This is a genomic window from Streptomyces sp. 8N706 (assembly GCF_052245415.1).
Taxonomy (GTDB): Bacteria; Actinomycetota; Actinomycetes; order Streptomycetales; family Streptomycetaceae; genus Streptomyces.
In genome coordinates this window covers 93,769-117,615 of sequence record NZ_JBQQBW010000004.1, presented here as the reverse complement: position 1 = coordinate 117,615, position 23,847 = coordinate 93,769, and the positions used below count along the sequence as shown (strand labels likewise).

The window sequence follows — 23,847 nt, the reverse complement described above, 5'->3', positions numbered from 1 at the left end:
GGCGGCGCTGTCGCAGGGCGTCAGACGTTGACGCCGAAGTCCTGGGCGATACCGGTCAGGCCGGACGCGTAGCCCTGGCCGACCGCACGGAACTTCCACTCGGCGCCGTTCCGGTACAGCTCGCCGAAGACCATGGCGGTCTCGGTGGCCGCGTCCTCGCTGAGGTCGTAGCGCGCGATCTCGGAGCCACCGGCCTGGTTGACGATGCGGATGTAGGCGTTGCGCACCTGGCCGAAGTTCTGGCTGCGGCTCTCGGCGTCGTAGATCGAGACCGGGAACACGATCTTGTCGACGTCGGCCGGGAGGCCGGCCAGGTTGACGTTGATGGCCTCGTCGTCGCCCCCGCCCTCGCCGGTGCGGTTGTCACCGGTGTGGACGATGGACTGGTCCGGGGTGGACTTGTTGTTGAAGAAGACGAAGTGGCCGTCGGAGACGACCTTTCCCGCCCCGTTGACGGCGATCGCGCTCGCGTCGAGGTCGAAGTCCGTGCCGGTGGTGGTGCGGACGTCCCAGCCGAGGCCGACCGTGACGGCGGTGAGGCCGGGGGCCTCCTTGGTGAGCGAGACGTTGCCGCCCTTGGACAGGCTTACAGCCATGGGGATGTCCCTTTCATCGTCTTCATCGTCAGTGTGCCGGGCTCCGTGCGGTGACGAAGCTACCGTCACCCTCCACAACGCCACGAGCCCACCACAGGGTTCCATACCGCTTTACTTTCTTTACTCAACCCTTGTCGTCGCCGTGGAAAACGGGGTGACGGAATCGCATCGAGCCGGGATCATGGGACATATGTCCGGTCCCTACGTCATCCGTGGTTCGGTCTCCCTGCCGGAGGCCGAGCTCCTGTGGCGTTTCTCCCGCTCGTCGGGCCCTGGCGGCCAGCACGTCAACACCAGCGACAGTCAGGTCGAACTCCGCTTCGACCTCGGGAAGACGGAAGCACTTCCTCCGGTCTGGAGGGAGCGAGCGCTGGAGCGGCTCGCGGGCCGTCTGACCGACGGCGTCGTGTCCGTACGGGCCTCGGAGCACCGCTCGCAGTGGCGCAACCGTGAGGCGGCGGCCGTCCGCCTGGCCGCTCTGCTCGCCGAGGCGACGGCGCCCCCGCCGCGCCCCCGCCGTACGACGCGTGTGCCGCGGCGCATCAACGAGCGGCGGCTGCGCGAGAAGAAGCAGCGCGGCGAGACCAAGCGCGGTCGCTCGGGGCGCGACTGGTAGCGGCCGTCTGCGCCGCGGCACGAGCGTGTCTGCCACCGGCGCCGCGGCAGGGGCCGTGCCTGCTGTCGGCGCGCCCTCGGGGCCGCTGTGGCAACCGCCCTGACCGGGCCCGGCTCCGTCGCACCGCACGGGGGGCCCGGCCACCGGCTCCGTCGCACCCCGGGTGGGGGACGGGCCACCGCCGCCAGGAGGCGGACGTGCCACCGCTCCACGAGACAGACGGCTCTCACCGCCTCGGGTGGCGGACGCGTCCTACCGCTCCGGCCCCGGCTCCCGGGGCCTCGTGCCGGGACTGGCAGGGCGTTACGGCAAGCGCGTCAGTCGAGCCGCCGGTAGCGTCCTCGGAAGTAGAGGAGAGGCCCGCCCTCCGCACTCGGCGTACGGGCCGTCAGCACCCGCCCGATCACGAGTCTGTGGTCCCCCGCCGTCACCCGCTGCTCCGTACGGCACTCCAGAACCGCCAGCGCACCGCGGACCAGAGGCGCACCGGCCACCTCCCCGCGCTCGTACGGGATGTCGTCGAAGAGGAGCCGGTCGCTGATCCTGCCCTTCATGGCGAACCGCCCGGCGATGTGCCGCTGGCTCTCGGACAGCACGGACACCGCCCACAGCGGGTGCCGCTCCAGGAGGTCGTCCATCCGGGAGTCGTTGCGAACGCTCACCATCACCAGCGGCGGGTCGAGCGACACCGACAGGAACGCGGTCGCCGTCATGCCGACGTCCTCGCCGCTCGGGCCGGACTCCGGGTCGTACGCGGTCACCAACACCACGCCCGCGGCGAGCCGGGACATGGCGGCGCGGAACTCGTCGTCGCTCACCCCATCAGCATGGGGGATGGTCTCTGCGTGCGGGGAAGAGGTCTGTGGCAACACGCCAGGAACGCTATCCGGCGCTCCGTCGCGGCTGCATCGGCCCCTGGGCCCACCGAAGACCTAGGTCTCCTGGCCGAGAGGCTCCCGGACGGTCTTCCCGTTCTCACATTTGCGTTCAATAAGTGTGAGGAGCGCTCCCATTCCGCTCGCTCAACCCTTCATTCCCTGCTGTGACTTGAGTCACAGCAGGCAGGAATTGTTGACCCTGTGTACCGACTGAGCAGCTCGCTGTGATTCAGTGACCGTGGTAATCGGACGACTAGGACCCTGGAGTTGCTGTCAGGTATCGGGGGGGTGTGAGCGGTGGAAACCGAGTCGGAGCCTTATGTCCGTCTTGCGACCTTGCGACAGCTCCACCATGTCGTCGCGGACCTCAACACCGCCCGCAGCCTGGCGGACACCCTGCAGACAGTCGCCGACGGCACCATCAACGGCCTCGGGTACGGGCTGTCCGCCGTGAATCTGGTCCGCCCCGACGGTGACCTCGTCGTCGCCGCCGTCGCGGGCAACTCCGGCGCCGAGGCCCTCATGGCCGGCCGCGTCGGCTCCCGGGCCGCCTGGGAGCGCTGGCTCACCATGGGCGAGCGATGGGGCGAGCTGCGCTTCATCCCGCACACCGAAGGCTGGATCCTGGACGACGACGACATACCGCAGTGGCACAGCGACGGCCCCCAGCCGCGGTTCGCCGACGAGTGGCACCCCATGGACCGGCTGCTCGCGCCCATGTACTCCTCCGGCGAGGAACTGCTCGGCGTCATCTCCGTCGACAAGCCGCGCAACGGCCGCAAGCCGGGACCCTGGGGGCGCGAGGCCCTCCAGATGTACGCGTTCCAGGCCGCCATCGCGATCAGCAACGCCCGGCTGCGCGCCAACATGCAGCGCGCCCTCGTCCGTCTCGAACGCGAACAGCAGGCCCTGCGCGCCAGTGAGGAAAGCTTCCGCCAGGCCTTCGAGTACGCCCCCAGCGGGATGGCCATCGCCGAGATGGGCGGCGACCAGCACGGCCGGCTGCTGCGCGCGAACGACGCCCTGTGCCGCCTCCTCGGCCGCCAGGCCTCCGCCATGCGCCGCTACTCCTTCTCCGACCTCGTCCACCCGGAGGACATCGGCACCCTGCTGCGTACGTCCGCCGAGGGCGGCCGCGCCGAACTCCGGCTGGCCCGCCGCGACGGCACGTACGTCTGGGTCTCCCTGCGCAACTCCGTTGTCGCCGACGCCGCCGACGGGCCGCGCTTCCTGCTCACCCACGTCGAGGACATCGAGGAGCGCAAGCGCCACGAACTCCAGCTCGCGCACCGCGCCAGTCATGACTCCCTCACCGGCCTGCCCAACAGCGCCGAGCTGCGCGCCCGCCTCAGCGCCCGGCTCTGCAACCGTCCGCCGTCCCCGGACGGGCCGAGCAGCGCCACGCTGGACACGGGCGGGGTGTACATCGGGGCCGCGTACGGCGATGACGTCGCGGAGGTGGAGACCGACGAGCACGGCTTCCGGTCGGACGGTTTCGACGCGCCCTTCGGCGGCCCGCCGGGCGGGATCGCCTACGACCATCATGTCCACACCGTCGCGCCCGAGGGCGACACGGACGACGGCGCCAAGGGTCTCGCCGTCCTCTTCTGCGACCTCGACGGCTTCAAGTCGATCAACGACCGCTTCGGGCACCACACCGGCGACGCCGTGCTGATCGAGGTGGCCCGGCGCCTGACCAACGGCGTCCGGGACGGCGATACGGTCGCCCGGCTCGGTGGCGACGAGTTCGTGGTCCTGGCCGACGGCCTCGGCCGCGCGGACGCCCAGGACCTGGCGGTACGGCTGCGCAACGCGATCATCCCGCCGATCCGGGTGGACGGCCGTGCGGTACGAGTGGGCGCCAGCTTCGGTATCTCCTGGGCGGGCTGCGGGATGTCCGCGGAAGAGGTCCTGGCCTCGGCGGACCAGCGGATGTACGTGGAGAAGCGGTCCCGCTCCAAGCAGCACCGCCGAGCGGGCTGACCCCGGCCGGGCGGCGCGGCCCGGAAGGTGTCGGGGCCGCCACGGCGCCGTGTCCGGCCGGGCCCGGCGATGGCGTTCCCCGTCCCGGAGGCCCCACGGAATCCTGGACCGGCGCCCGTCGACCACGCTCGGCCCGCCCCTGTGCGGCTGTCGGAGGCGGGGGTGGGGCGGCCACCGTGAGGCGGTGGCCCGGTGTGACGGGCCGCACAGCACACCGCACCGGCCCTCGGCGGCAGGGCGGTGAGGCAGCGGCCCGTGGTGAGTGAGACGCGTCTCACCCCTCGTCAGCCCTGGCATGGCCGATCCCCCATGGGGTAAGGCGACGCCGAGCTCAGCGGCAGCAGCGGCGCCCGTATCCTGCGCCAAGCGGGGAACAGTCACCGCGGGGAGCGGGTAGGCTCGGCCGGTCGGCGGTGTCTCCGCTGTGACACCGGCAGTGAATCGATCGTGAACATTGGCCATCCGGACAGCGCAGAGTCTGTCGGGGCCGCCCCGGCCTTGATAGGAGCTGTCAGGGCGCTACGGATCAAGGGCGCCGGTGGTACGAGAACCAGTTGGGGAGTGACAGGGGATGACGGCCGGCAACAACGGTGCGAGCACGCCTGAGAACGACGATCCGTTCGGCTATCTGTACCGCTCGGAGGGCGGCGACGGCGGGGCGAGCGGCACGGACACGGCTCCCCGCACCGGCGGCTACGGCTACCCCGGCCCCGCCGCACAGCCAGGCGTCCCCCGCACCTCGTACAACAAGGTCACCCGGGTCGGCGAGCGCCAGTACGGCCAGCAGTCCCAGCAGGCCCCGCAGCAGTCGTACGGCCGGCAGCCCAACGCCCACTACGCCGCCCCGGAGACCCTCCCCGGCGGTGCGCCGCGCCGGCCCGCCCCGCCGTCGCCCGCCGGGCACGGCGGCGGACGCGGCCCCAACAGCAAGGGCCTGCTGATCGGTGCGATATCCGTCGTCGCCGTGGTGCTCATAGGCATCGGCGTGGCGATGCTCACCAATGGCGGGGACGACACGAAGAAGGACCAGGCCGGGAACTCCGGTCCCGCCGACAGCGTCGACGAGGGCAAGGGACAGCCGGACGAGCCCGCGGACGAGGGCAAGGGTGAGGGGGAGAAGAAGTTCTCCTCGGACAGGCTGGACGGAGCCTCCCTGCGCCTGGGAGGCACGGCCGGTGTCGCCCGCGACGTGCCGAACGCGCGCTCCAAGACCGGCGCGTACGTCCATATGGACCAGGCGGGCGCAACGGCCACGTACTCCGTGGACGTCCCGAAGAAGGGCCAGTACACGCTGTTCACCGGCTACGGGGTCCCGGGCGCCGACACCAAGGCCACGCTGACGGTGAACAGTAGCCCCCGCTCCGAGCCCCTCAAGCTGGACAACTACGCCGGCGCGAAGCCAGGCGAGTGGGAGAAGGGCTGGACGATGCGCTACGACTGGCTTCAGCTCAACAAGGGCACCAACACCATCGAGTTCTCCTGCGGTCCGACCGACACGTGCAACTTCAACCTGGACTACGTGCAGTTGAAGGCCGGTCAGGTGAAGGACTAGGGCGCGCGGTCGCTCTGCGCTTCCGTCCTCGGAGGACGCTCCCGTTCTCCGAAACGCGCGTTCTCCCGAACCCACGCGGGGCCCGCCGCCGAGGGCGGCGGATCCCGACGGGATGAGTCGTCCTCCGCGCAGCCGATGTCCTGCGCGTCGCAGCGTGTTCAGTTCCGCGGAGCGGGCGGTATTCCGCCCGGGTCGTCACGCGGGCCGGAGCCGGTCAGTACGGCGATGAAGTCCGCCACGGTCCCGGCCATGGCCTCCCGTGCGGGAAGCAGATATCTGCGCGGGTCGACCACCGACGGCTGCTCCTCCAGAAAGGCCCGTACCGCCCCGGTGCAGGCCCTGTTCAGAGCGGTCCCCACATTGATCTTCACCATCCCGGCGACGACGGCCTTGCGAAGCTCCTCGTCCGGAACGCCCGACGAGCCGTGCAGCACCAGCGGGACGGATACCGCGTCCCGGAGGCGTCCGATCAGCCGATGGTCCAGGACGGCCGTCCGCTCCGTCATGGCGTGCGCGCTGCCGACCGCCACGGCCAGCGCGTCCACGCCCGTACGGCCGACGTAGGCGGCCGCCTCCGCCGGGTCGGTCCGGGCGCCCGGCGCGTGGGCGTCCAGGGGCGCCTCGCCCTTCTTGCCGCCGACCTCGCCCAGCTCGCCCTCCACCCAGAGGCCGCGCTGGTGGCCCCACCGCACCGCCTCGGCCGTCGCCTTGACGTTGGCGCCGTAACTCAGCTTCGAGGCGTCGAACATCACCGAGCTGAACCCTTCCGGGTGCGCGGCGTGCAACAGCTCCACGGACTCGACGTGGTCGAGATGGAGTGCCAGGGAAGCGGTCGACGTGCGGGCGACCGCGGCCATGGCCGCCGCGATCGCGGTGAGCCGTCCCCCGTGGAACTTCACGGCGTTCTCGGACACTTGGAGCACCGCGGGAGCCCCCGCGGTCTCCGCGCCTGCCGCAATCGCCTCGGCATGCTCCAGCGTGATCACATTGAACGCCGCGACGGCATGGCCCGCCGCCCGCGCCCGTACGACGAGCTCGCCCGTGCCGACGAGTGGCATGACGCCCCCAATCCCGGGCCGCTTCAGCCCGATCGCTGCATACCGCGAGCCTCCTGCCGTGCTCGGCCCGGCCGACGGGAGAGGAGCCGGCCGGATGCACGCCGGCGGGGCATGAGGGGGGTCCCAGCCGTCACGCCGCCGCCGACCCGTCGGCCACCTCGACGCGCGGCAGCAGGTCCTCGTACGCCGCGCGGTCGAACTCGCCCGCCACCGGGGCCAGTACGGTTGCCGCGGACAGCGCCACGGCTCGCGCCAGCCGTCCGGGCCACGGCAGGCCCTCGGCGAGGCCCGAGAGCAGCCCCGCGACGGCCGAGTCCCCCGCCCCCGTCGGATTGCCGCTGATACGGCTCGGCGGGGCCGCGTGCCAGCTGCCGTCCGCGGTCACCGCGAACATCCCGGCTGGCCCGAGCGAGGCCGCGACCGCACGGGCGCCGCGCCGACGGGCGTCGTGCGCGGCACGGACGGGCTCGGTGGAGCCGGTGAGCCCGGCCAGTTCGTCGGCGTTCGGCTTGACCAGGTCGGGGCGGGCGGCGATGCCCCGGCGCAGCGGCTCGCCCGCGGTGTCCAGCAGCACCGGTACGCCCGCGGCCTGCGCCTCCCGGACGAGCTGTGCGTACGTACCGACCGGGAGCCCCGGCGGCAGACTGCCGCACAGCGCTACGGCTTCGGCCTCGCCGAGCAGCTCCGCGTACGTACCGAGGAACGCGTTCCACTCGGCCCGGCCGATGGTCGGGCCCGCCTCGTTGAGCTGGGTCGTCTCTCCGGACGAGGCGTCCACGACCCCGACGGTCCGGCGGCTCGCGCCCGCGATCGGCGTCAGGGCGTCGATGACGCCGCCCGGCGTGCGGTCCCGCGCCAGCAGCTCCCGCAGGGACGCCCCGGTCGGCCCGCCGACGAAGCCCGTGACCACCGCCCGGTGCCCGAGGGCCCCGAGCACACGCGCCACATTGAGCCCCTTGCCGCCCGCGCGTTCCGAAACCTCCGCCACGCGATGCGTGGCGGAGGTCCGCAGCCGCGGCACGCGGTAGGTGATGTCGAGAGCGGCGTTCAGCGTGACCGTGAGGATCAACGGTCCCCTCCCGTGGGGCGTGCGTGCTGCCGAGGGCCGGCGCAGGGGTACAAGTGCGCGAGCGATCATGCCAAAACAGCGGCGGTCGGCCCAGACCTCCGGACCAACCGCCGATGCCCAACCCCGGGAACACTCAAACCAGTTCGGGTGAAAGCACCCATTCTCCCTTGCGCATCACTCCGACCGGTGCGAAGTCCCTGTCCAGCACCACCAGGTCCGCGTCCTTGCCCGGCTCCAGCGAGCCGATCCGGTCGTATGCGCCCAGCAGCCGCGCCGGGGTCGCCGAGATCGCCTCCACCACCTGCTCGACGGGGACCCTGTCGAGCGTCACGGCCCGACGGAACGCGGAGTCGAGCGTCAGCGTGGAGCCCGCGATCGAACCGCCCTCGACCAGCCGGGCGACGCCATCCTTGACCTCGACGTCCAGTCCGCCGAGCGGGTAGCGGCCGTCGCCCTTCCCGGCTGCGCCCATCGCGTCGGTGATGAGGGCGACGCGCCCGGCGCCCGCCCGGTGGAAGGCGAGCTCCAGGACGGCCGGATGCAGATGCACCCCGTCGTTGATCAGTTCGATCGTGATCCGCTCGTCCTCCAGAAGAGCGGCGACGGGGCCGGGGGCGCGGTGCGCGAGCGGCGGCATCGCGTTGAAGAGATGTGTCGCCACCGTCGCGCCTGCCTCGATGGCCTGTCGCGTCACGTCGTAGGACCCGTCGGTGTGGCCGACGGCCGCGATGACGCCGTGGTCGGCGAGCAGCCGTACGGAGTCCAGACCGCCGGGCAGCTCCGGCGCGAGGGTCATCATCCGCGCCGTACCGCGCGCCGCGTCGACGAGCTTCCGTACGTCCGACGGGTCCGGGTCGCGCAGCAGGGACGGTTCGTGCGCGCCGCAGCGGTTGCGGGCGAGGAACGGCCCCTCGAAGTGGAGGCCCGCCAGATCGCCCTGCTCGACGAGTTCGGAGAGCGCGGACGCCTGGTGGGCCAGGTCGTCGAGGTCTCCGGTGACGGTGGAGGCGAGCAGGGTGGTGGTGCCGTGGCGCCGGTGGGTTCCGATGACCTCGAGGGCCCGCTCGGCCGTCCCGGCGGAGAAGGTCGCGCCGCCGCCGCCGTGCACATGGATGTCGACGAAGCCGGGGACGATCCAGTGGTCGCCGGGGAGTACGACGGTGGCGGGCGCCGACCCGCTCTCGTCCGTGGCGATCGTCCGGCCGTCGACGGTGACCCGGCCGCCCTCGACGACACCGGTCGGCAGCACCACGCGGGCGCCGGTGAGAACCTTACGAGCCACCATCAGGCGGTTACCTCCGCGGAGAGAAGATCCCAGGCGAGCAGACCTGCGCCCAGGCATCCGGCGGTGTCCCCGAGGGCCGCCGGAACGATGTGCGGAACTGTCTGGAACGTGATCCGGGCCGTGACCGCTGCGCGCAGCGGCGAGAACAACGTTTCCCCGGCTTCCGCGAGTCCGCCACCGATGATCAGTGTGTCGGGGTCCAGCAGGGTGAGACCCGTGACGAGGCCGTCGGCGAGTGCGCCGATCGCCTCCTGCCACACGGCAGCCGCCCGGGGGTCACCCGACCGGACGGCCTTCACACAGTCGGCGGCGTCCGCGCCGGGGCCGCCACCAGCGGCCGCCCAGGCGCGGGAGACCGCGGCGGCGGAGGCGACGGTCTCCAGACAGCCCCGTCGGCCGCAGCCGCACCCGGGACCGTCGGGGCGTACGACGATATGGCCGATCTCGCCCGCACAGCCGTGTGCGCCCGGCTCGATCCGGCCGTCGATACCGATCGCCCCGGCTATTCCGGTGCCGAGCGCCATGAAGAGGAACCGGTCGGCACCCCGCCCGGCGCCGAGGCGGCCTTCGGCGAGACCACCCGTCCGCACGTCGTGGCCGAGCGCCACGGGCGCGGCGAGCCGCTGGGTGAGGAGGGCGCGCAGGCGTACGTCCCGCCAGCCGAGGTTGGCGGCGTAGACGGCGATACCGCCGGGCTCGTCGACGACGCCGGGAACGGCTACTCCGGCGGCGGAGGCGGGGTCGCCGAAGCGGTGCAGGCCGAGGTCGCGCAGGTCGGCGGCGAAGTCGAGGATCGACGCCACGACGGCGTCGGGACCGCGGTCGCGGCCGGTCGGCCGGCGGGCCTCGTGCAGGAGGGCGCCGTCCGCCGTCACGAGCGCGGCTTTCATGGCGGTGCCGCCCACATCGAGGGCGATGACGTGTCTCACGGAGGACAGTGTCGCGCGGGACGGGGTGAGAGGTCTAGTCCATTGCTCGCCTCGCCGCCGGGGCTCCTCGCCTCGCCGCCGGGGCTCCTCGCCTCGCCGGCGGGGCCGCTCCGCGCTCTTTGCGAGGCTGGGCCCGCTCCTCGCCTTGCGGGCGGGGCCCGTTCCGCCCCTCGTCGCCGGGGCCGATACCGCGCGTGGGGGTGGGGTGCTTTGTGGTGCGTGGATTGGCGGGCGCGGGCGCGGGCGCGTTGCGGGTGCGGGGTGCGGGGTGCGGTGCGGGTACGTGGTGGGTGCCGGGGCCGGGCCCTCCGGGGCTGGGGTCCCGGAACGTCTATCCACGGGCCCTGGCGGCCCACACATACTTCCCTGGCCTTCGGCATGGGGGACCCCAAGTTTCCAGAACCCCGCCCCTCCGACCCCGACCCCTCCCGTGCCTACCCTGGGTGGTGCCCCGGCGACTTGGCCCCTTTCTGTGGCCGCCCCGGGGGTGTCCCTCCGGCACAGGTTCGTTTCCGTTTCCGTCCTGTGGGGGTCACTCCGGCCTCTTTCTGCGGCCGACTGACGCTGATCTGGCGGGCGGTCGACGGTGTGGCACCCGTGCGGCCTTGGTTGGGCATCGCTCGGCTTCCGTCGTCGGGGGCCGGGGTTCCGGGGAGGGCTAGTTCGGGAGGATCACACTGCGGGTGAGGTTGCGCGGGTGGTCCGGGTCGTAGCCCTTGGATTCCGCCATGGCCACCGCCAGCCGCTGGGCGCGGATCAGATCCGCCATCGGGTCCAGGGCGCGCGGCCCCGTCGCACTGTCCGAGTCCGCCAGCAGGGTGCCGCCGACCCGGGCGACATCGCCCGACAACCCCTCGGGGAGCGAGCCGAAGAGCCAGGTGACGCGGTTCGGCCCGGTGATGGAGATCGGTCCGTGCCGGTACTCCATCGCCGGGTACGACTCGGTCCAGGCGCCCGCCGCCTCGCGCATCTTGAGGGCCGCCTCCTGTGCCATCCCGTACGTCCAGCCGCGCCCCAGGAACGTCCACTGCTCCGCGCCGAGCACGGCGGCCGGAAGGGGCTGGGTGAGGGCCAGTTCGGCGTCGACGGCTGCTTCGGCGACGGTCTTCACCCCTGCGGGCAGCGGTCCCTGCGATTCCAGGGCGGCTCGCAGCAGCGCCAGGGCCGTCGTGGCGAAGCGGGTCTGGACGACCGATTCCTCATCCGCCCAGTCCAGGACGGCCACGGCGTCCGCCGTGGCCATCACCGGGGTCGTCGGGTCGGCGGTGAGCGCCGTCGTGCGGGTACGGCCGCGCAGCGCCGACAGCAGCTCCAGGACCTCCGTCGTGGTGCCGGAGCGGGTGATCGCGACGACGCGGTCGTACGCGCGGCCCAACGGGAATTCGGACGAGGGGAACGCGTCGGTCTCCCCCTGGCCTGCGGCCTCACGCAGCGCCGCGTACGCCTGGGCCATGAACCACGAGGTGCCGCACCCGGTCACCGCCACCCGCTCCCCCGGGCGCGGCAGCCCCTGCGCCCTCTCCACGGCCTCCGCCGCGCGGCGCCAACACCTGGGCTGGGTGGCCGTCTCGGCCGCGGTGCGGGACTCCTCGGCTGAGGACATGTCGGGGTGCTCCTTCGAGGCGGTGTGAAGGTGGTCGCCTCGTGAATAGCAGCCCTGAGCTGGGCCAGGGAAGGGCGCTGCCCGGGGCGGACCCGGCGTGGTGTAGACCTTGTGGGTGCGTGCGGGGGGTGATCCGCGCGTCGCTCAGGGTGGGGGGAGCCCCGGGCGGTAGATGACATTCAGGGCAAAGGTGGTATCCGCAGTGCAGCGGCGCTTTCTGGGCCTCATGGCCGCCGGCGTGACGATGGCCATGGCCCTCACGCTCTCCGGCTGCGGGGCCGACAGCTCGATCGGCGGGGATGTGACGATCAAGCTCGTCGCGGCCGACTACGGAGACAAGGCCGCCAACAGCTCCGAGGAGTACTGGGCCGAGCTCGCCCGCGCGTTCGAGGCCAAGAACCCCGGTATCAGCATCGACGTCGAGGTCTACAGCTGGAACGACGTCGACCGGAAGGTCGCCGAGATGGTCGAGCGCGGCGAGGCCCCCGACATCGCCCAGATCGGGGCCTATGCCGACTACGCCGCGCAGGGGCTGCTGTACAGGGCCGACCAGTTACTCTCCATCCCCACCCAGGCCGACTTCCTCCCCGCCCTCGCGAAGGCGGGCGAGGTCCACCGCGTCCAGTACGGGCTGCCGTTCGTCTCCAGCACCCGCGTGCTCTTCTACAACAAGGCGCTGTTCGCCAAGGCGGGCATCACCTCACCGCCGCGGACCTGGAGCGAGCTCGAGCAGGACGCCGGGGCACTGAAGCGGGCCGGGGTGACGTCACCGTACGGACTGCCGCTCGGGGCCGAGGAAGCGCAGGCAGAGACGCTCAACTGGATGCTGAGCGGTGGCGGTGGCTACGCCGACAACATCGGCAACTACACCATCGACTCGCGGGCGAACATCGCCACGTTCACCTGGCTGCGCGACGAGATGGTGGCCAAGGGCCTGACCAACCCCAAGCCCGGCCGGACCGACCGTCAGGAGGTCTTCGACAGCTTCACACGCGGCGATGTCGCGATGCTCAACGGCCACCCGACGCTGATGAAGCAGGCGGAAGCGCGGCATGTGAAATACGGCATGGCGCCGCTCCCCGGCAAGGACGGGGAGTCCCCGGCGACCACCGGCGTCTCCGACTGGATGATGGCGTTCAAGCGGAACGGCCACCGCGAGCAGGTGGGCACGTTCCTCGACTTCGTCTACGACGAGGACAACGTACTGAAGTTCACGGACCGCTACGACCTGCTGCCGGTCACCACATCGGCCTCCGAGGCGATGCGGGCCGACGAGGACAACAAGAACCTGTGGGAATTCCTCGACCAGCTGCCGAACGCCGAGTTCTACCCGGTGAACAAGAGGTCCTGGGGCCCGGTCGTCAAGCGGCTCAAGAAGTCGATCGGCACCGTCGTGGAGAAGAACGGCGACCCGGCGAGCGTGCTGGGCGAGCTCCAGCGCGACGCCGACACCACGGAGAACGCGACCGAATAGGGCAGTTGGTGCTCCTCAGGTGTTCCGCTGCGGTCGGCCGCATGCAAGGCGCCGGATCGGCCTCTGGGGTGCCGCATGCCGAAGCAGGGGGAGGGCTGTTCGGTCGATCGGGCAACGCAGCTGGGGCCCTCCTCCACCCTCCGGCCAAGCGGACCCCACCCAGCGGTAGCAGGGGGAAAGGCCGCGCCAGGGCAGCGCGGGGTGAACCTCGGCTGACGCGGCGCTAGGGTGCACGGCATGACCGAGGAGCGGAGAGGCCTGTCCGACCGGGACCGCGCCGTGCTCGGCATGGAGCGCGTCACCTGGTCGGGGGCGGGCGCCAAGGAGCGGGCCATACGGGAGCGGCTCGGTATGTCCCCGACCCGCTACTACCAGCTTCTCAACGCCCTCCTGGACGACCCGCTGGCCCTCGCGCACGACCCGGTGACGATCAACCGCCTCCGGCGCGTCCGGGAGTCCCGCCGCCGCAATCGCTGACCCGAACGGGCCCGTCCCCGGTAGGGTCGGGCCCATGGGCAGCATCCCGGACTCCCTGCCGAACCCCGTCACCCCCGCAGGCCGCGAAGGTCTCGCCGCGCTGCTGCAGCGACCCGAACGGGCTGTGGTGGCACTCGACTTCGACGGCACGCTCGCACCGATCGTGCCGGACCCGGACCGGGCCCGCGCCCATCCAGGTGCCGTACCCGCACTCGTCCGCCTGGCGCCACGCGTCGGCTCGGTTGCGGTGATCACCGGCCGCCCGGCCGGGGTCGCCGTACGGTACGGCGGCTTCGACGGCGTACCGGGCCTGGAGCATCTGGTGGTGCTGGGCCACTACGGGGCCGAGCGCTGGGACGCCCTCAGCGGCAGGGTCCGCGCGCCCGCCCCTCACCCGGGCGTCGCAGCCGTCCAGGCCGAACTCCCCGGCGTACTCGAGCGCAACGGCGGCCGGCCCGGCACGTTCGTCGAGGACAAAGGCCGCGCCATCGCCGTCCACACCCGCCGCGCCGATGACCCCCAGGCCGCGTTCGAGGCCCTGCGCGAACCGCTCCACGCCCTGGCCGAGCGGCACGGCCTGATCGTCGAGCCGGGCCGGATGGTCCTGGAGCTGAGGCCGCCGGGCATGGACAAGGGCGTTGCCCTGGAGGAGTACGTACGGGAGTCGGGCGCGGGTGCGGTTCTCTACGCGGGCGACGACCTCGGCGACCTCGCCGCCTTCGCGGCGGTGGAGCAGCTGAGGTCCGACGGACTGCCGGGGGTCCTGGTCTGCAGCGGTAGCACGGAGGTCACCGAACTGGCGGACCGCGCCGACCTGGTGGTCGACGGCCCACCGGGCGTGGTGGACCTGCTGTCGGCGCTGGCCGACGCGATGAACCCCTGACGCGGCGCGCCGAGGCCCACCGGACGTGAGCCGGAACGGAACCACCATGACCCATTGGACTGCCCGCCCCGAGACCGCCGACGACATCCCCGCCCTCCGCGACATCCACCGTGCCGCCTTCCCCACCTCCGAGGAGGCCGACATCGTCGACGCCCTGCGCGCCGACCCGAACGCGTGGATCAACGGCCTGTCGATGGTGACCCAAGCCGGGGACGGCACCCTTGTCGGACACGCTCTGCTCACCCGCTGCCACATCGACGGCCGACCGGCTCTCGCTCTCGCCCCCTGCGCGGTCCTGCCCGCACACCAGAGCCAGGGCGCCGGCTCCGCCGCCATCCGAGCGGCGCTGGAGGCCGCCCGCGCCATGGGCGAGAACACCGTGGTCGTCCTCGGGCACGCCGACTACTACCCCCGCTTCGGCTTCACCCCGGCTTCCCGCTTCGGTATCCGCGCACCCTTCGAGGTTCCCGACGAGGCGATGATGGCCCTCACCCTCACCACGGACCGCCCGGCACCCACCGGAACCATCCAGTACCCGGCCGCCTTCGGCGTCTGAACCCCCGGCGGCACCCCGAGCGGCGAGCCGGGGCATCCCGCACCGATGAGAGGCGGGAACGGACCGCGGCCCCCCACCCGCGCGGCTCTGATGCCCGCCGCCGACAACCCCCGGCCCGGGGGCAACCCGAAGCGCCGGGATCAACCCGCCCGGAGGGCCTGGAGCTGGTCCAGGAACCAGCGCTGTGGCGGCAGCGCCGTCGCCGCCGCAGCCAGCCGCTTGGTGCGCTCCGCCCGCTCCCCGGCCGTCATCGACAGCGCCTGGTGCAGCGCCTTCGCCGTCCCCGTCACGTCGTACGGGTTCACCACCAGCGCCTCCTTGCCGAGGTCCTCGTAGGCACCGGCCTCGCGGGAGAGCACGAGCGCGCACCCCGCGTCGGAGACGACCGGCACCTCCTTCGCGACGAGATTCATGCCGTCGCGGATGGGATTGACCAGAGCCACGTCCGCGAGCCGGTAGGCGGCCAGCGAGCGGGCGAAGTCGTCCTTCACATGGAGGATCACCGGCTGCCAGTCGTCCGTGCCGTAGTCGGCGTTGATCCTGTCGGCGACCCGCTGCACCTCGGCCGTGTAGCGGCGGTAGACCTCCAGGTCCTGCCGGGAGGGATAGGCGAAGGCGATGTGGACGACCCGGCCGCGCCACTCGGGGCGGTCGGTGAGGAGCTGACGGTACGCGTGCAGCCCGCGCACGATGTTCTTCGAGAGCTCGGTGCGGTCCACGCGGACGATCACCTTGCGGTCGTCGCCGCCGATCTGCCCGCGCAGGGCGGCCATCCGCTCGTCCACGTCCGGCCGGTGCGCACGCTCCCGCAGGAAGTCCGCGTCGGCGCCGAGCCCGTGCACCCCGAGCCGGGTCGTACGGCCGCTGTGCACGACCGCACCGGTGTCGCCACCGACACCGCCGCGTACCACCGCACCGCCACCGGCACCGCCCTCCGAACCAGCACCGGAGTCGGTCTCCGCGCCGGAGCGTCCCTCCGCGCCGTAGTCGGCGTCCGCGCCGGAGCGCGCCTCCGCCCCCAGCGCGTCCACGCAGGTCGCGGCGAACGCCTCCGCCCAGCGGTGGGTCAGAAAGGCCGCCCGGTCGGCGCCGAGGATGCCGTGCAGCAGCTGCCGGGCGATGTCGTCGGGGAGCAGCCGGAAGTAGTCCACGGGCGCCCACGGCGTATGGGAGAAGTGCCCGATCCTGAGGTCGGGGCGGCGCTCACGGAGCAGGCCGGGGACGAGGCACAGGTGGTAGTCCTGCACGAGGACGGCGGCGCCCTCGGCCGCCGACTCGGCGAGAGCGTCGGCGAACGCCGCGTTGTATGACTCGTAGGCCGCCCACTGGTCGCGGAAGTCCGCGTCGAAGACCGGCTCCAGCGGGGTCTGGTAGAGCAGGTGGTGGACGAACCACAGGACCGAGTTCGCGATGCCGTTGTACGCGGCGGTGAACACCTCCGGGTCGATGCCCAGCATCCGGACCCGCTGACCCCCGGTGTCGGCCGGGTCGAGCGTGCCGCCCGTACGGCGTACGGCCTCGCGGTCGCCGTCGCTCAGCGCGGCGCACACCCACAGGGCGTCCGTGTCCGGGCCGATGGCGCTCAGCCCGGAGACCAGTCCGCCGCCGCCGCGCTTGGCGGCGAGGGAGCCGTCCTCGCGACGGGCGTACGAGACGGGGCCGCGATTGGACGCGACGAGTACCTCGGCAGCCTGCTCTGCGACCATGTCGCGAGCCTAGCCCGCCGTAGATCCGCTCAAACGTACGGACAGGGGGCGGTTTGTCGTCCTGCCGCGGGAACAGCCGACGGGGGTGGGGTGCAGTGCCGACCCGGGTGGGCTGCCGAACCGGCAGGCGGCCTTCGCCTGGCCGGCTGCGGTCCGGCGTGCTGCGCGCGGGCGGGCCAGGGCAGAAGGCGTCGCCGAGCGTGCGCCGGCCGGTCGCGCCCTCGGCGGTTCCCGAGCCCTTGGGCGGGCTGCCCAACCCCGGGCGGTTCCCGAGCCCTCGCGCGGCTCCCGCCTCGGGCTCCCGCCGGGCTCCCGCCTCGGGCCCCGCCTCGGGCCCCGCCTCGGGCCCCCGCCTCCGTCGCACGTCGGTGCTCCGCCCCTCCGGAGGAGTGGAGCCCGTCAGGGCCCGTTCACGCCACCCGGCCGCGCCCGGAGGCCCGGTGGGCGCGGTGCTCGCGGTACTCCGGAACCGTGATCATCGGGGGCCGCTCCTCTGCCGCCACCTCGTGCACGGACGGGGTGAACCCGCCCTCCTCGGCCCGGTCGAACTGCGTGAGCACGGGCCGTACGAGGTGCCCGCGCGCCAGCCGGGCCTGGGCCGTGCGGTAGATCGTCGCGGCCATCCGGCCGAGCGCCTGGCCGTCCTGGTGGCGGTGGAGCCGTATGCCGACGTCGACCTGCGCGAGCGCGTCGAGTCCGACGAGGTCCAGCGCGTCGACGAGCATGCCCAGCTCGACGCCGTAGCCGACGGGGAAGGGCAGCCGCTCCAGCAGCGCGCGGCGGGCGGCGTACTCGCCGCCGAGCGGCTGGACGAACCCGGCCAGCTGCGGCCAGTGCAGATTGAGCAGGGGCCGGGCGACCAGCTCGGTGACCCTGCCGCCCCGGTCGCCGGTGTCGCCGAGCGGCCGGTCGTACATCGCCTTGACCAGGTGGACGTCGGGGTCGGTCAGCAGCGGGCCGACGATCCCCGAGACGAAGCGGGCGGAGAAGTCCCGCAGATCGGCGTCGACGAAGCAGAGGATCTCGCCGCTGGTGGCCAGCAGCGAGCGCCACAGCACCTCGCCCTTGCCGGGGAGCGCGGGGAGCCGCGGCAGCACCGTGTCCCGATGGACCACGCGGGCCCCGGCCGCGGCGGCCACCGCGGCCGTACGGTCCGTGGAGCCGGAGTCGAGCACCACCAGTTCGTCGACGAGCGGCACGGCCTCGCTCATCAGCTCGCGGCGGATCGTCTCCACGATCGGCCCGACCGTGGTCTCCTCGTCGAGGGCGGGGAGCACGACGCTGACCGTCCCGGCGGCTCCCCCCGCGTGCTTCGCGGCGAGCAAGCGGTCGAGCGGCCGGTCGCCGGCCGACCAGGAGCGGCGCTCCAGCCAGCGCTCCACCTCTTGCAGCACGTGCTTTCGTCTCCCTGTGCCTGGTGTGGTCGACCCGGTGTGGTGCGGGTCTGTGATTCATCTCGCGGTTCGGACGACTATCTCAACTGTCCGGGCCGTCGGTTACAGTCTTGAACAGCGCGGGAGTCCACTTCATGTCGGGGTGGCTGCCGCGGATGACAAACGCCCGGGCCCGGCCCGGTGCCATACCGCTCATCCAGAGGGGCAGAGGGAACGGCCCGTTGAAGCCCCGGCAACCATCCAGTCGGTTCTCGTTCATCAGATGCGAGGCTCCCGGCTTGGGAAGGTGCCAATTCCGGCTCGTGGCGAAGTACGTCACGGGGAAGATGAGGAGAAAGGGCCTCGCCTCCATGGCTGTGCAAACTGCTAGCGCGACTTCCCGGGACACCACCCCCGAAAGCCCGGTCACCTCCACTGTCGCTCTCGGACCCGCCGCCGCGCTGTCCTGCCGCGAATGCGGCGAGCGCTTCGCCCTCGGGCCGATCTTCGCGTGTCAGGTGTGTTTCGGGCCGCTCGAGGTCGCGTACGACCTTCCGGTCGGCGACCCCGAGGCGCTGCGGAAGCGTATCGAGGCCGGTCCGAACAGCATCTGGCGTTACGCGCCCCTGCTGCCCGTCCCCGCGGACGTCGCCGGCAAGCCGAGCCTGAACCCCGGCTTCACCCAGCTGGTCCAGGCCGACAACCTCGCCCGTGAGCTGGGCATCACCGGCGGCCTGCACGTCAAGGACGACTCCGGGAACCCGACGCACTCGTTCAAGGACCGCGTCGTCGCCATCGCGGTGGAGGCGGCCCGTGCCTTCGGCTTCACGACTCTGTCCTGCTCCTCCACGGGCAACCTCGCCGGCGCGGTCGGCGCCGCGGCCGCCCGCGCGGGCTTCCGGTCCTGTGTGTTCATCCCGCACGACCTGGAGGCGGGCAAGGTCGTCATGGCCGCGGTCTACGGCGGCGACCTGGTCGGTATCGAGGGCACGTACGACGACGTCAACCGCTTCTGCAGCGAGCTGATCGGCGACCCGATCGGTGAGGGCTGGGGCTTCGTCAACGTCAATCTGCGCCCGTACTACGGCGAGGGCTCCAAGACCCTGGCGTACGAGATCTGCGAGCAGCTCGGCTGGCGGATCCCGGACAACATCGTGATCCCCATCGCCTCCGGCTCCCAGCTCACCAAGATCGACAAGGGTCTGAAGGAACTGATCGAACTCGGGCTGGTCGAGGACAAGCCGTACAAGATCTTCGGTGCCCAGGCCGAGGGCTGTTCCCCGGTCTCCCGGGCCTTCAAGGACGGCCACGACGTCGTACGGCCCGTGAAGCCCGACACGATCGCCAAGTCCCTCGCCATCGGGAACCCGGCCGACGGCCCGTACGTGCTGGACATCTGCCGCCGCACCGGAGGCACCGTCGAGGACGTGAACGACGAGCAGATCGTCGACGCGATCAAGCAGCTGGCGCGCACCGAGGGCATCTTCGCCGAGACCGCCGGTGGCGTGACCGTGGGGGTGCTGCGCAAGCTGATCGAGACCGGTCAGCTCGACCCGGCCGCCGAGACCGTTGTGCTGAACACCGGCGACGGCCTCAAGACCCTGGACGCGGTGGCCCCGACCACGGGCCCGTCCGCGACCATCCGCCCCACCCTTGACTCGTTCCGAGAGGCTGGCCTCGCATGAGCGTCAACGTCCGTATCCCCACCATCCTGCGCACCTACACGGGTGGTAAGGCCGAGGTACCCGCCGAGGGCGCGACCCTCGCGGAGGTGCTCGCGGACCTGGAGAAGAAGCATCAGGGCATCGGCGCGCGGGTGCTGGACGACACCGGCAAGCTGCGCCGCTTCGTCAACATCTACGTCAACGACGACGATGTGCGCTTCGCCGAGGGCCTGGATACGGCGACGCCGGACGGCGCGGGTATCTCCATCATTCCGGCGGTCGCCGGCGGCTGCTGAGGAATAAACGCAACAACCTTACGTAATAGGAATGACCCCCTCCGTGAGAGAAACGGAGGGGGTCATTCTGTGTGGTTGAGCGCGGTACAGTTGAGCGCTCCGCCCCCGGCGTCCATGCCGACTGCATATGAGAACGCGACAAGATGTGACCGAAGTGTGCGCGCAATTTGTCGCGTTAATACTTTATGCCCGGCCCGACTTGCCCTGAATTCCCGTCAGTTGAGCGGATAGCGCCTGTCGGCTGCGGCTGGATTTCTCGTCCGATTGACCTGTTGCAGACGGCATCTGTGCAGATACATTCAGCCGCGGTCGACGCGTTCCGGCGCACACCCCCACCTGTCGGGGGGTGAGGTCTGACCCGGGTTCGCGGAGTGCGGACCTGCGCAAGGGCCAGTAATAGGGGAGTTAGGGATGGCTCAGGGCACCGTCAAGTGGTTCAACGCGGAGAAGGGGTACGGCTTCATCGCGGTCGACGGTGGTGCGGACGTCTTCGTGCACTACAGCGCGATTCAGATGGACGGCTACCGCACCCTCGAGGAAGGTCAGCGGGTCGAGTTCGAGATCTCGCAGGGCCAGAAGGGGCCGCAGGCGGACATGGTCCGTGTAGCCGGCTGAAGGTCGCGCCGACTGACTGCAGCGTAGGGCCCGCCCCCAGCAGGGGGCGGGCCCGCTCCTGTTACGGCCGCGGCGCGCCCCGGCGCGCCCGGTGACGCGCCGTCGCATCCCTCGCGGATCGCCCGGTGACGCGCCGTGGCATCCCTCGCGGAATGGCGCGGACCGCATGGGTCTGGAACGGCGGGAGCTGCTCGGTGCGACGCTCGAGGACACGGAGGCTCGTACGGAGCCCGAGGTCGTCCACCGGCCTTCGGGGGCACGTACGGCCGCGAACGCAGCAGCGGCCCAGCGGGGAGCTGGGGCCCGCCCGCCGCTCACCGACCCCTGGCCTTCGGGGGCTTCGTGGGGCGTGTGCCTGCCCTCCCGTGGCTGTCGGCATGGGCGGGACCCTGACCGACTCCCACCGCTCATCGAGCCTTCGGGCGCGTGCCGCCACGCCGTCACCCGGCCACCACCGGCCTTCGGGTCGTCGCTTGTGCCCGGCCTCCTCTGGCCATCGGCATGGGAGTGACCTGCCGACCGCCGCACGTCGTCGAGTCCTTCGGGCGCGTGCCGCCACGCCGTCACCCGGCCACCACCCCCCGTCGAGCCCTTCGGGCGCTTGCGCCCACCGCGTCACCCGGCCACCACCCCCCGTCGAGCCCTTCGGGCGCTTGCACTCTATGGGGTCGAGTGCTAATCATTGGCGTTAGCACTCTGACGTTGAGAGTGACAGCAGGACCGGGTCGGTGAGGCCCGCAGGCCCGGTGGGGCAAGGAACCACCAGGCGTGCAGGCCGTCCGTCGCGGGCGCCAGCGCGGTCCGAAGTATCCACCCTCCCTCGGACTACGTCCGGGGGGACCCCAGTCCGGGAGGACCACTTCACATGGCCAAGACCATCGCGTTCGACGAGGAGGCGCGGCGCGGCCTCGAGCGCGGGATGAACCAGCTCGCCGACGCCGTCAAGGTGACCCTCGGCCCCAAGGGCCGGAACGTCGTCCTCGAGAAGAAGTGGGGCGCCCCCACGATCACCAACGATGGTGTCTCCATCGCCAAGGAGATCGAGCTCGAGGACCCGTACGAGAAGATCGGCGCCGAGCTGGTCAAGGAGGTCGCGAAGAAGACGGACGACGTCGCCGGTGACGGCACGACGACCGCGACCGTCCTCGCCCAGGCCCTGGTCAAGGAGGGCCTGCGCAACGTCGCCGCGGGTGCCAACCCGATGGCCCTCAAGCGTGGTATCGAGAAGGCCGTCGAGGCCGTCTCCGCCCAGCTGCTCGAGCAGGCCAAGGACGTGGAGACCAAGGAGCAGATCGCTTCGACCGCCTCCATCTCCGCCGCCGACACCCAGATCGGCGAGCTCATCGCCGAGGCGATGGACAAGGTCGGCAAGGAAGGCGTCATCACCGTCGAGGAGTCGCAGACCTTCGGGCTCGAGCTCGAGCTCACCGAGGGCATGCGCTTCGACAAGGGCTACATCTCCGCCTACTTCGCCACCGACATGGAGCGTATGGAGGCGTCGCTCGACGACCCGTACATCCTGATCGTCAACTCCAAGATCTCCAGCGTGAAGGACCTCCTTCCGCTGCTGGAGAAGGTCATGCAGTCCGGCAAGCCGCTGCTGATCATCGCCGAGGACGTCGAGGGCGAGGCCCTGTCGACCCTGGTCGTCAACAAGATCCGTGGCACCTTCAAGTCCGTCGCCGTCAAGGCCCCGGGCTTCGGTGACCGCCGCAAGGCCATGCTCGGAGACATCGCCATCCTCACCGGTGGCACCGTCATCTCCGAGGAGGTCGGCCTCAAGCTCGAGAACGCCACCCTCGACCTGCTGGGCCGCGCCCGCAAGATCGTCGTCACCAAGGACGAGACGACCATCGTCGACGGCGCCGGTGACAGCGAGCAGGTCCAGGGCCGCGTGAACCAGATCCGCGCCGAGATCGAGAACTCGGACTCGGACTACGACCGCGAGAAGCTCCAGGAGCGCCTCGCGAAGCTGGCCGGCGGCGTGGCCGTCATCAAGGCCGGTGCCGCGACCGAGGTCGAGCTCAAGGAGCGCAAGCACCGCATCGAAGACGCGGTGCGCAACGCCAAGGCCGCCGTCGAGGAGGGCATCGTCGCCGGTGGTGGCGTGGCCCTGCTGCAGACCGTCTCCGTGTTCGAGAAGCTCGAGCTCGAGGGCGACGAGGCCACCGGTGCCCAGGCCGTACGCCTGGCCCTGGAGGCCCCGTTGAAGCAGATCGCGGTCAACGCCGGCCTCGAGGGCGGCGTCGTCGTGGAGAAGGTGCGCAACCTGACCCCGGGCCACGGCCTCAACGCCGCGTCCGGCGAGTACGTCGACCTGATCGCCGAGGGCATCATCGACCCGGCCAAGGTCACGCGCTCCGCGCTGCAGAACGCCGCCTCCATCGCGGCGCTGTTCCTCACCACCGAGGCCGTCATCGCCGACAAGCCGGAGAAGGCCGCCGCGGCCGCTCCGGGCGGCATGCCGGGCGGTGACATGGACTTCTGATCCGGCTTCACGGATCGGCTGTTCCAGCTGTACGGACCGAGGGCGGCACCCACCCGGGTGCCGCCCTCGGGCGTTTCCGCACCGTCCGCGCGCCGTCCGGTCACTCCGCGCCCTTCCGGGCCCGAGTCCGCGCGCTGACATGCGCACCGCTGCCGCCTGCCCCGACCGGGTGAGCGGCCGGTGCATCGCCGGTGGCCCTAGGAGTTGCCGCCCGGTCGCACTCGGTGCAGGTGTAGCCGACGGTGAAGCCTACGCACGGGAGCTTCCCGGTGCCCGGCTCGGCTTACGACAACCGGGCCGCATAGGCGCACGGTGCAGACCGAGTTGATCTCTGCCCGACAGCTGTCGTGCGACGGAGGAATAGCATGACGATGCCAGAGCTTCCCGATATGGGAGATCCGATTCCGCGAGAGGGGCCCACGCAGAGCAAGTACACGTTCCACAGGAATGCGTTGATCTTCTTCGGCGTGGTATCCCCGTGGATCTTCATCTACGTTTCGACAAGGAATCCGGGACTCATCTGGCTCTCGGTGCTGAATCTGATCGGTATGTACACGGGGTACTACGTCAGCATTCCCGCCTGGCGGCGGGACCAGACTCGTCGCCTGTATGTGGCGCTGCTGAGTTCGATGGCGTGCTTGATCGTCTGTACATCACTGTTCAGTCTGCTGAACTGAACTGGAGCCTGGAGTCCTGGGCCTCGCAGATCCAGGAAGCCTCAGGATGCATCATTCCGCGCTCGCTCC

Annotated in this window: 21 protein-coding genes and 1 riboswitch; of the genes, 12 read left to right on the top strand and 9 right to left on the bottom strand. The window is 71.5% G+C overall.

Features of this window, described 5'->3' with window-relative positions; genetic code table 11:
* Positions 1 to 20: 20 nt before the first annotated feature.
* Positions 21 to 596, bottom strand: coding sequence for a TerD family protein (locus ACTWQE_RS03205; RefSeq protein WP_443327243.1), 576 nt, complete (start codon positions 594 to 596; stop codon positions 21 to 23).
* A gap of 190 nt (positions 597 to 786) precedes the next feature.
* Here ACTWQE_RS03205 and arfB point away from each other — a divergent pair, with 190 nt between their 5' ends.
* Complete coding sequence (gene arfB, locus ACTWQE_RS03200) at positions 787 to 1,212, top strand: alternative ribosome rescue aminoacyl-tRNA hydrolase ArfB (protein WP_443327242.1); 426 nt, start codon at positions 787 to 789, stop codon at positions 1,210 to 1,212.
* Between the two features lie 317 nt (positions 1,213 to 1,529).
* Here the strand turns inward: arfB and ACTWQE_RS03195 are convergent, their stop codons facing one another.
* On the bottom strand, positions 1,530 to 2,030 hold the full coding sequence (locus ACTWQE_RS03195) for a flavin reductase family protein (protein ID WP_443327241.1): 501 nt from the start codon (positions 2,028 to 2,030) through the stop codon (positions 1,530 to 1,532).
* A 357-nt stretch (positions 2,031 to 2,387) separates the two neighbouring features.
* On the opposite strand from ACTWQE_RS03195, the gene cdgB reads away from it, so the two are divergent.
* Positions 2,388 to 4,073 (top strand): diguanylate cyclase CdgB, encoded by a 1,686-nt coding sequence (gene cdgB, locus ACTWQE_RS03190; RefSeq protein ID WP_443327240.1) that lies wholly within the window; start codon positions 2,388 to 2,390, stop codon positions 4,071 to 4,073.
* Positions 4,074 to 4,644: 571 nt separating this feature from the next.
* Positions 4,645 to 5,625 (top strand): carbohydrate-binding protein, encoded by a 981-nt coding sequence (locus tag ACTWQE_RS03185; RefSeq protein WP_443327239.1) that lies wholly within the window; start codon positions 4,645 to 4,647, stop codon positions 5,623 to 5,625.
* Between the two features lie 158 nt (positions 5,626 to 5,783).
* Here the strand turns inward: ACTWQE_RS03185 and ACTWQE_RS03180 are convergent, their stop codons facing one another.
* The 5 genes from ACTWQE_RS03180 to ACTWQE_RS03160 form a co-directional block, all read right to left on the bottom strand.
* Positions 5,784 to 6,683, bottom strand: coding sequence for a class II fructose-bisphosphate aldolase (locus ACTWQE_RS03180; protein ID WP_443327238.1), 900 nt, complete (start codon positions 6,681 to 6,683; stop codon positions 5,784 to 5,786).
* Between the two features lie 130 nt (positions 6,684 to 6,813).
* Positions 6,814 to 7,752, bottom strand: coding sequence for a 1-phosphofructokinase family hexose kinase (locus ACTWQE_RS03175; protein WP_443327237.1), 939 nt, complete (start codon positions 7,750 to 7,752; stop codon positions 6,814 to 6,816).
* A gap of 133 nt (positions 7,753 to 7,885) precedes the next feature.
* Complete coding sequence (gene nagA / locus ACTWQE_RS03170; protein ID WP_443327236.1) at positions 7,886 to 9,037, bottom strand: N-acetylglucosamine-6-phosphate deacetylase; 1,152 nt, start codon at positions 9,035 to 9,037, stop codon at positions 7,886 to 7,888.
* Positions 9,037 to 9,966: an ROK family protein gene (locus tag ACTWQE_RS03165; RefSeq protein ID WP_443327235.1), complete on the bottom strand. Its 930-nt coding sequence runs from the start codon at positions 9,964 to 9,966 to the stop codon at positions 9,037 to 9,039. The genes nagA and ACTWQE_RS03165 overlap by 1 nt, the downstream gene beginning before the upstream one ends.
* Before the next feature lie 658 nt (positions 9,967 to 10,624).
* Positions 10,625 to 11,569 (bottom strand): SIS domain-containing protein, encoded by a 945-nt coding sequence (locus tag ACTWQE_RS03160; protein ID WP_443327234.1) that lies wholly within the window; start codon positions 11,567 to 11,569, stop codon positions 10,625 to 10,627.
* A gap of 172 nt (positions 11,570 to 11,741) precedes the next feature.
* On the opposite strand from ACTWQE_RS03160, the gene ACTWQE_RS03155 reads away from it, so the two are divergent.
* The 4 genes from ACTWQE_RS03155 (at position 11,742) to ACTWQE_RS03140 (ending at position 14,959) form a co-directional block, all read left to right on the top strand.
* Complete coding sequence (locus ACTWQE_RS03155) at positions 11,742 to 13,043, top strand: extracellular solute-binding protein (RefSeq protein ID WP_443327233.1); 1,302 nt, start codon at positions 11,742 to 11,744, stop codon at positions 13,041 to 13,043.
* A gap of 237 nt (positions 13,044 to 13,280) precedes the next feature.
* Positions 13,281 to 13,520: a DUF3263 domain-containing protein gene (locus tag ACTWQE_RS03150; RefSeq protein ID WP_443327232.1), complete on the top strand. Its 240-nt coding sequence runs from the start codon at positions 13,281 to 13,283 to the stop codon at positions 13,518 to 13,520.
* Positions 13,521 to 13,554: 34 nt separating this feature from the next.
* Positions 13,555 to 14,403: a trehalose-phosphatase gene (gene otsB, locus ACTWQE_RS03145; RefSeq protein ID WP_443327231.1), complete on the top strand. Its 849-nt coding sequence runs from the start codon at positions 13,555 to 13,557 to the stop codon at positions 14,401 to 14,403.
* 46 nt (positions 14,404 to 14,449) lie between these two features.
* Positions 14,450 to 14,959: a GNAT family N-acetyltransferase gene (locus ACTWQE_RS03140; RefSeq protein WP_443327230.1), complete on the top strand. Its 510-nt coding sequence runs from the start codon at positions 14,450 to 14,452 to the stop codon at positions 14,957 to 14,959.
* Positions 14,960 to 15,099: 140 nt separating this feature from the next.
* On the opposite strand, the gene ACTWQE_RS03135 is transcribed toward ACTWQE_RS03140, so the two are convergent.
* On the bottom strand, positions 15,100 to 16,665 hold the full coding sequence (locus ACTWQE_RS03135; protein WP_443327229.1) for an alpha,alpha-trehalose-phosphate synthase (UDP-forming): 1,566 nt from the start codon (positions 16,663 to 16,665) through the stop codon (positions 15,100 to 15,102).
* 410 nt (positions 16,666 to 17,075) lie between these two features.
* Positions 17,076 to 18,059 carry a glucosyl-3-phosphoglycerate synthase gene (locus ACTWQE_RS03130; RefSeq protein ID WP_443327228.1) on the bottom strand — a complete coding sequence of 328 codons (984 nt, stop codon included), beginning with the start codon at positions 18,057 to 18,059 and terminating at the stop codon, positions 17,076 to 17,078.
* 189 nt (positions 18,060 to 18,248) lie between these two features.
* Positions 18,249 to 18,392: riboswitch (SAM riboswitch) on the top strand.
* Positions 18,393 to 18,409: 17 nt separating this feature from the next.
* Between ACTWQE_RS03130 and thrC the strand changes: the two genes are divergently transcribed.
* The 5 genes from thrC to ACTWQE_RS03105 all read left to right on the top strand — a co-directional run bounded on the left by thrC (position 18,410) and on the right by ACTWQE_RS03105 (position 23,778).
* On the top strand, positions 18,410 to 19,723 hold the full coding sequence (gene thrC, locus ACTWQE_RS03125; protein ID WP_443327288.1) for a threonine synthase: 1,314 nt from the start codon (positions 18,410 to 18,412) through the stop codon (positions 19,721 to 19,723).
* A complete protein-coding gene (locus ACTWQE_RS03120; protein ID WP_443327227.1) occupies positions 19,720 to 19,998 on the top strand; it encodes a MoaD/ThiS family protein in 279 nt (92 codons plus the stop codon). The genes thrC and ACTWQE_RS03120 overlap by 4 nt, the downstream gene beginning before the upstream one ends.
* A 411-nt stretch (positions 19,999 to 20,409) precedes the next feature.
* Positions 20,410 to 20,613, top strand: coding sequence for a cold-shock protein (locus ACTWQE_RS03115; protein WP_003986833.1), 204 nt, complete (start codon positions 20,410 to 20,412; stop codon positions 20,611 to 20,613).
* An 865-nt stretch (positions 20,614 to 21,478) separates the two neighbouring features.
* Complete coding sequence (gene groL / locus ACTWQE_RS03110) at positions 21,479 to 23,101, top strand: chaperonin GroEL (protein WP_443327226.1); 1,623 nt, start codon at positions 21,479 to 21,481, stop codon at positions 23,099 to 23,101.
* A gap of 365 nt (positions 23,102 to 23,466) precedes the next feature.
* Positions 23,467 to 23,778: a hypothetical protein gene (locus tag ACTWQE_RS03105; RefSeq protein WP_443327225.1), complete on the top strand. Its 312-nt coding sequence runs from the start codon at positions 23,467 to 23,469 to the stop codon at positions 23,776 to 23,778.
* Positions 23,779 to 23,847 lie beyond the last annotated feature (69 nt).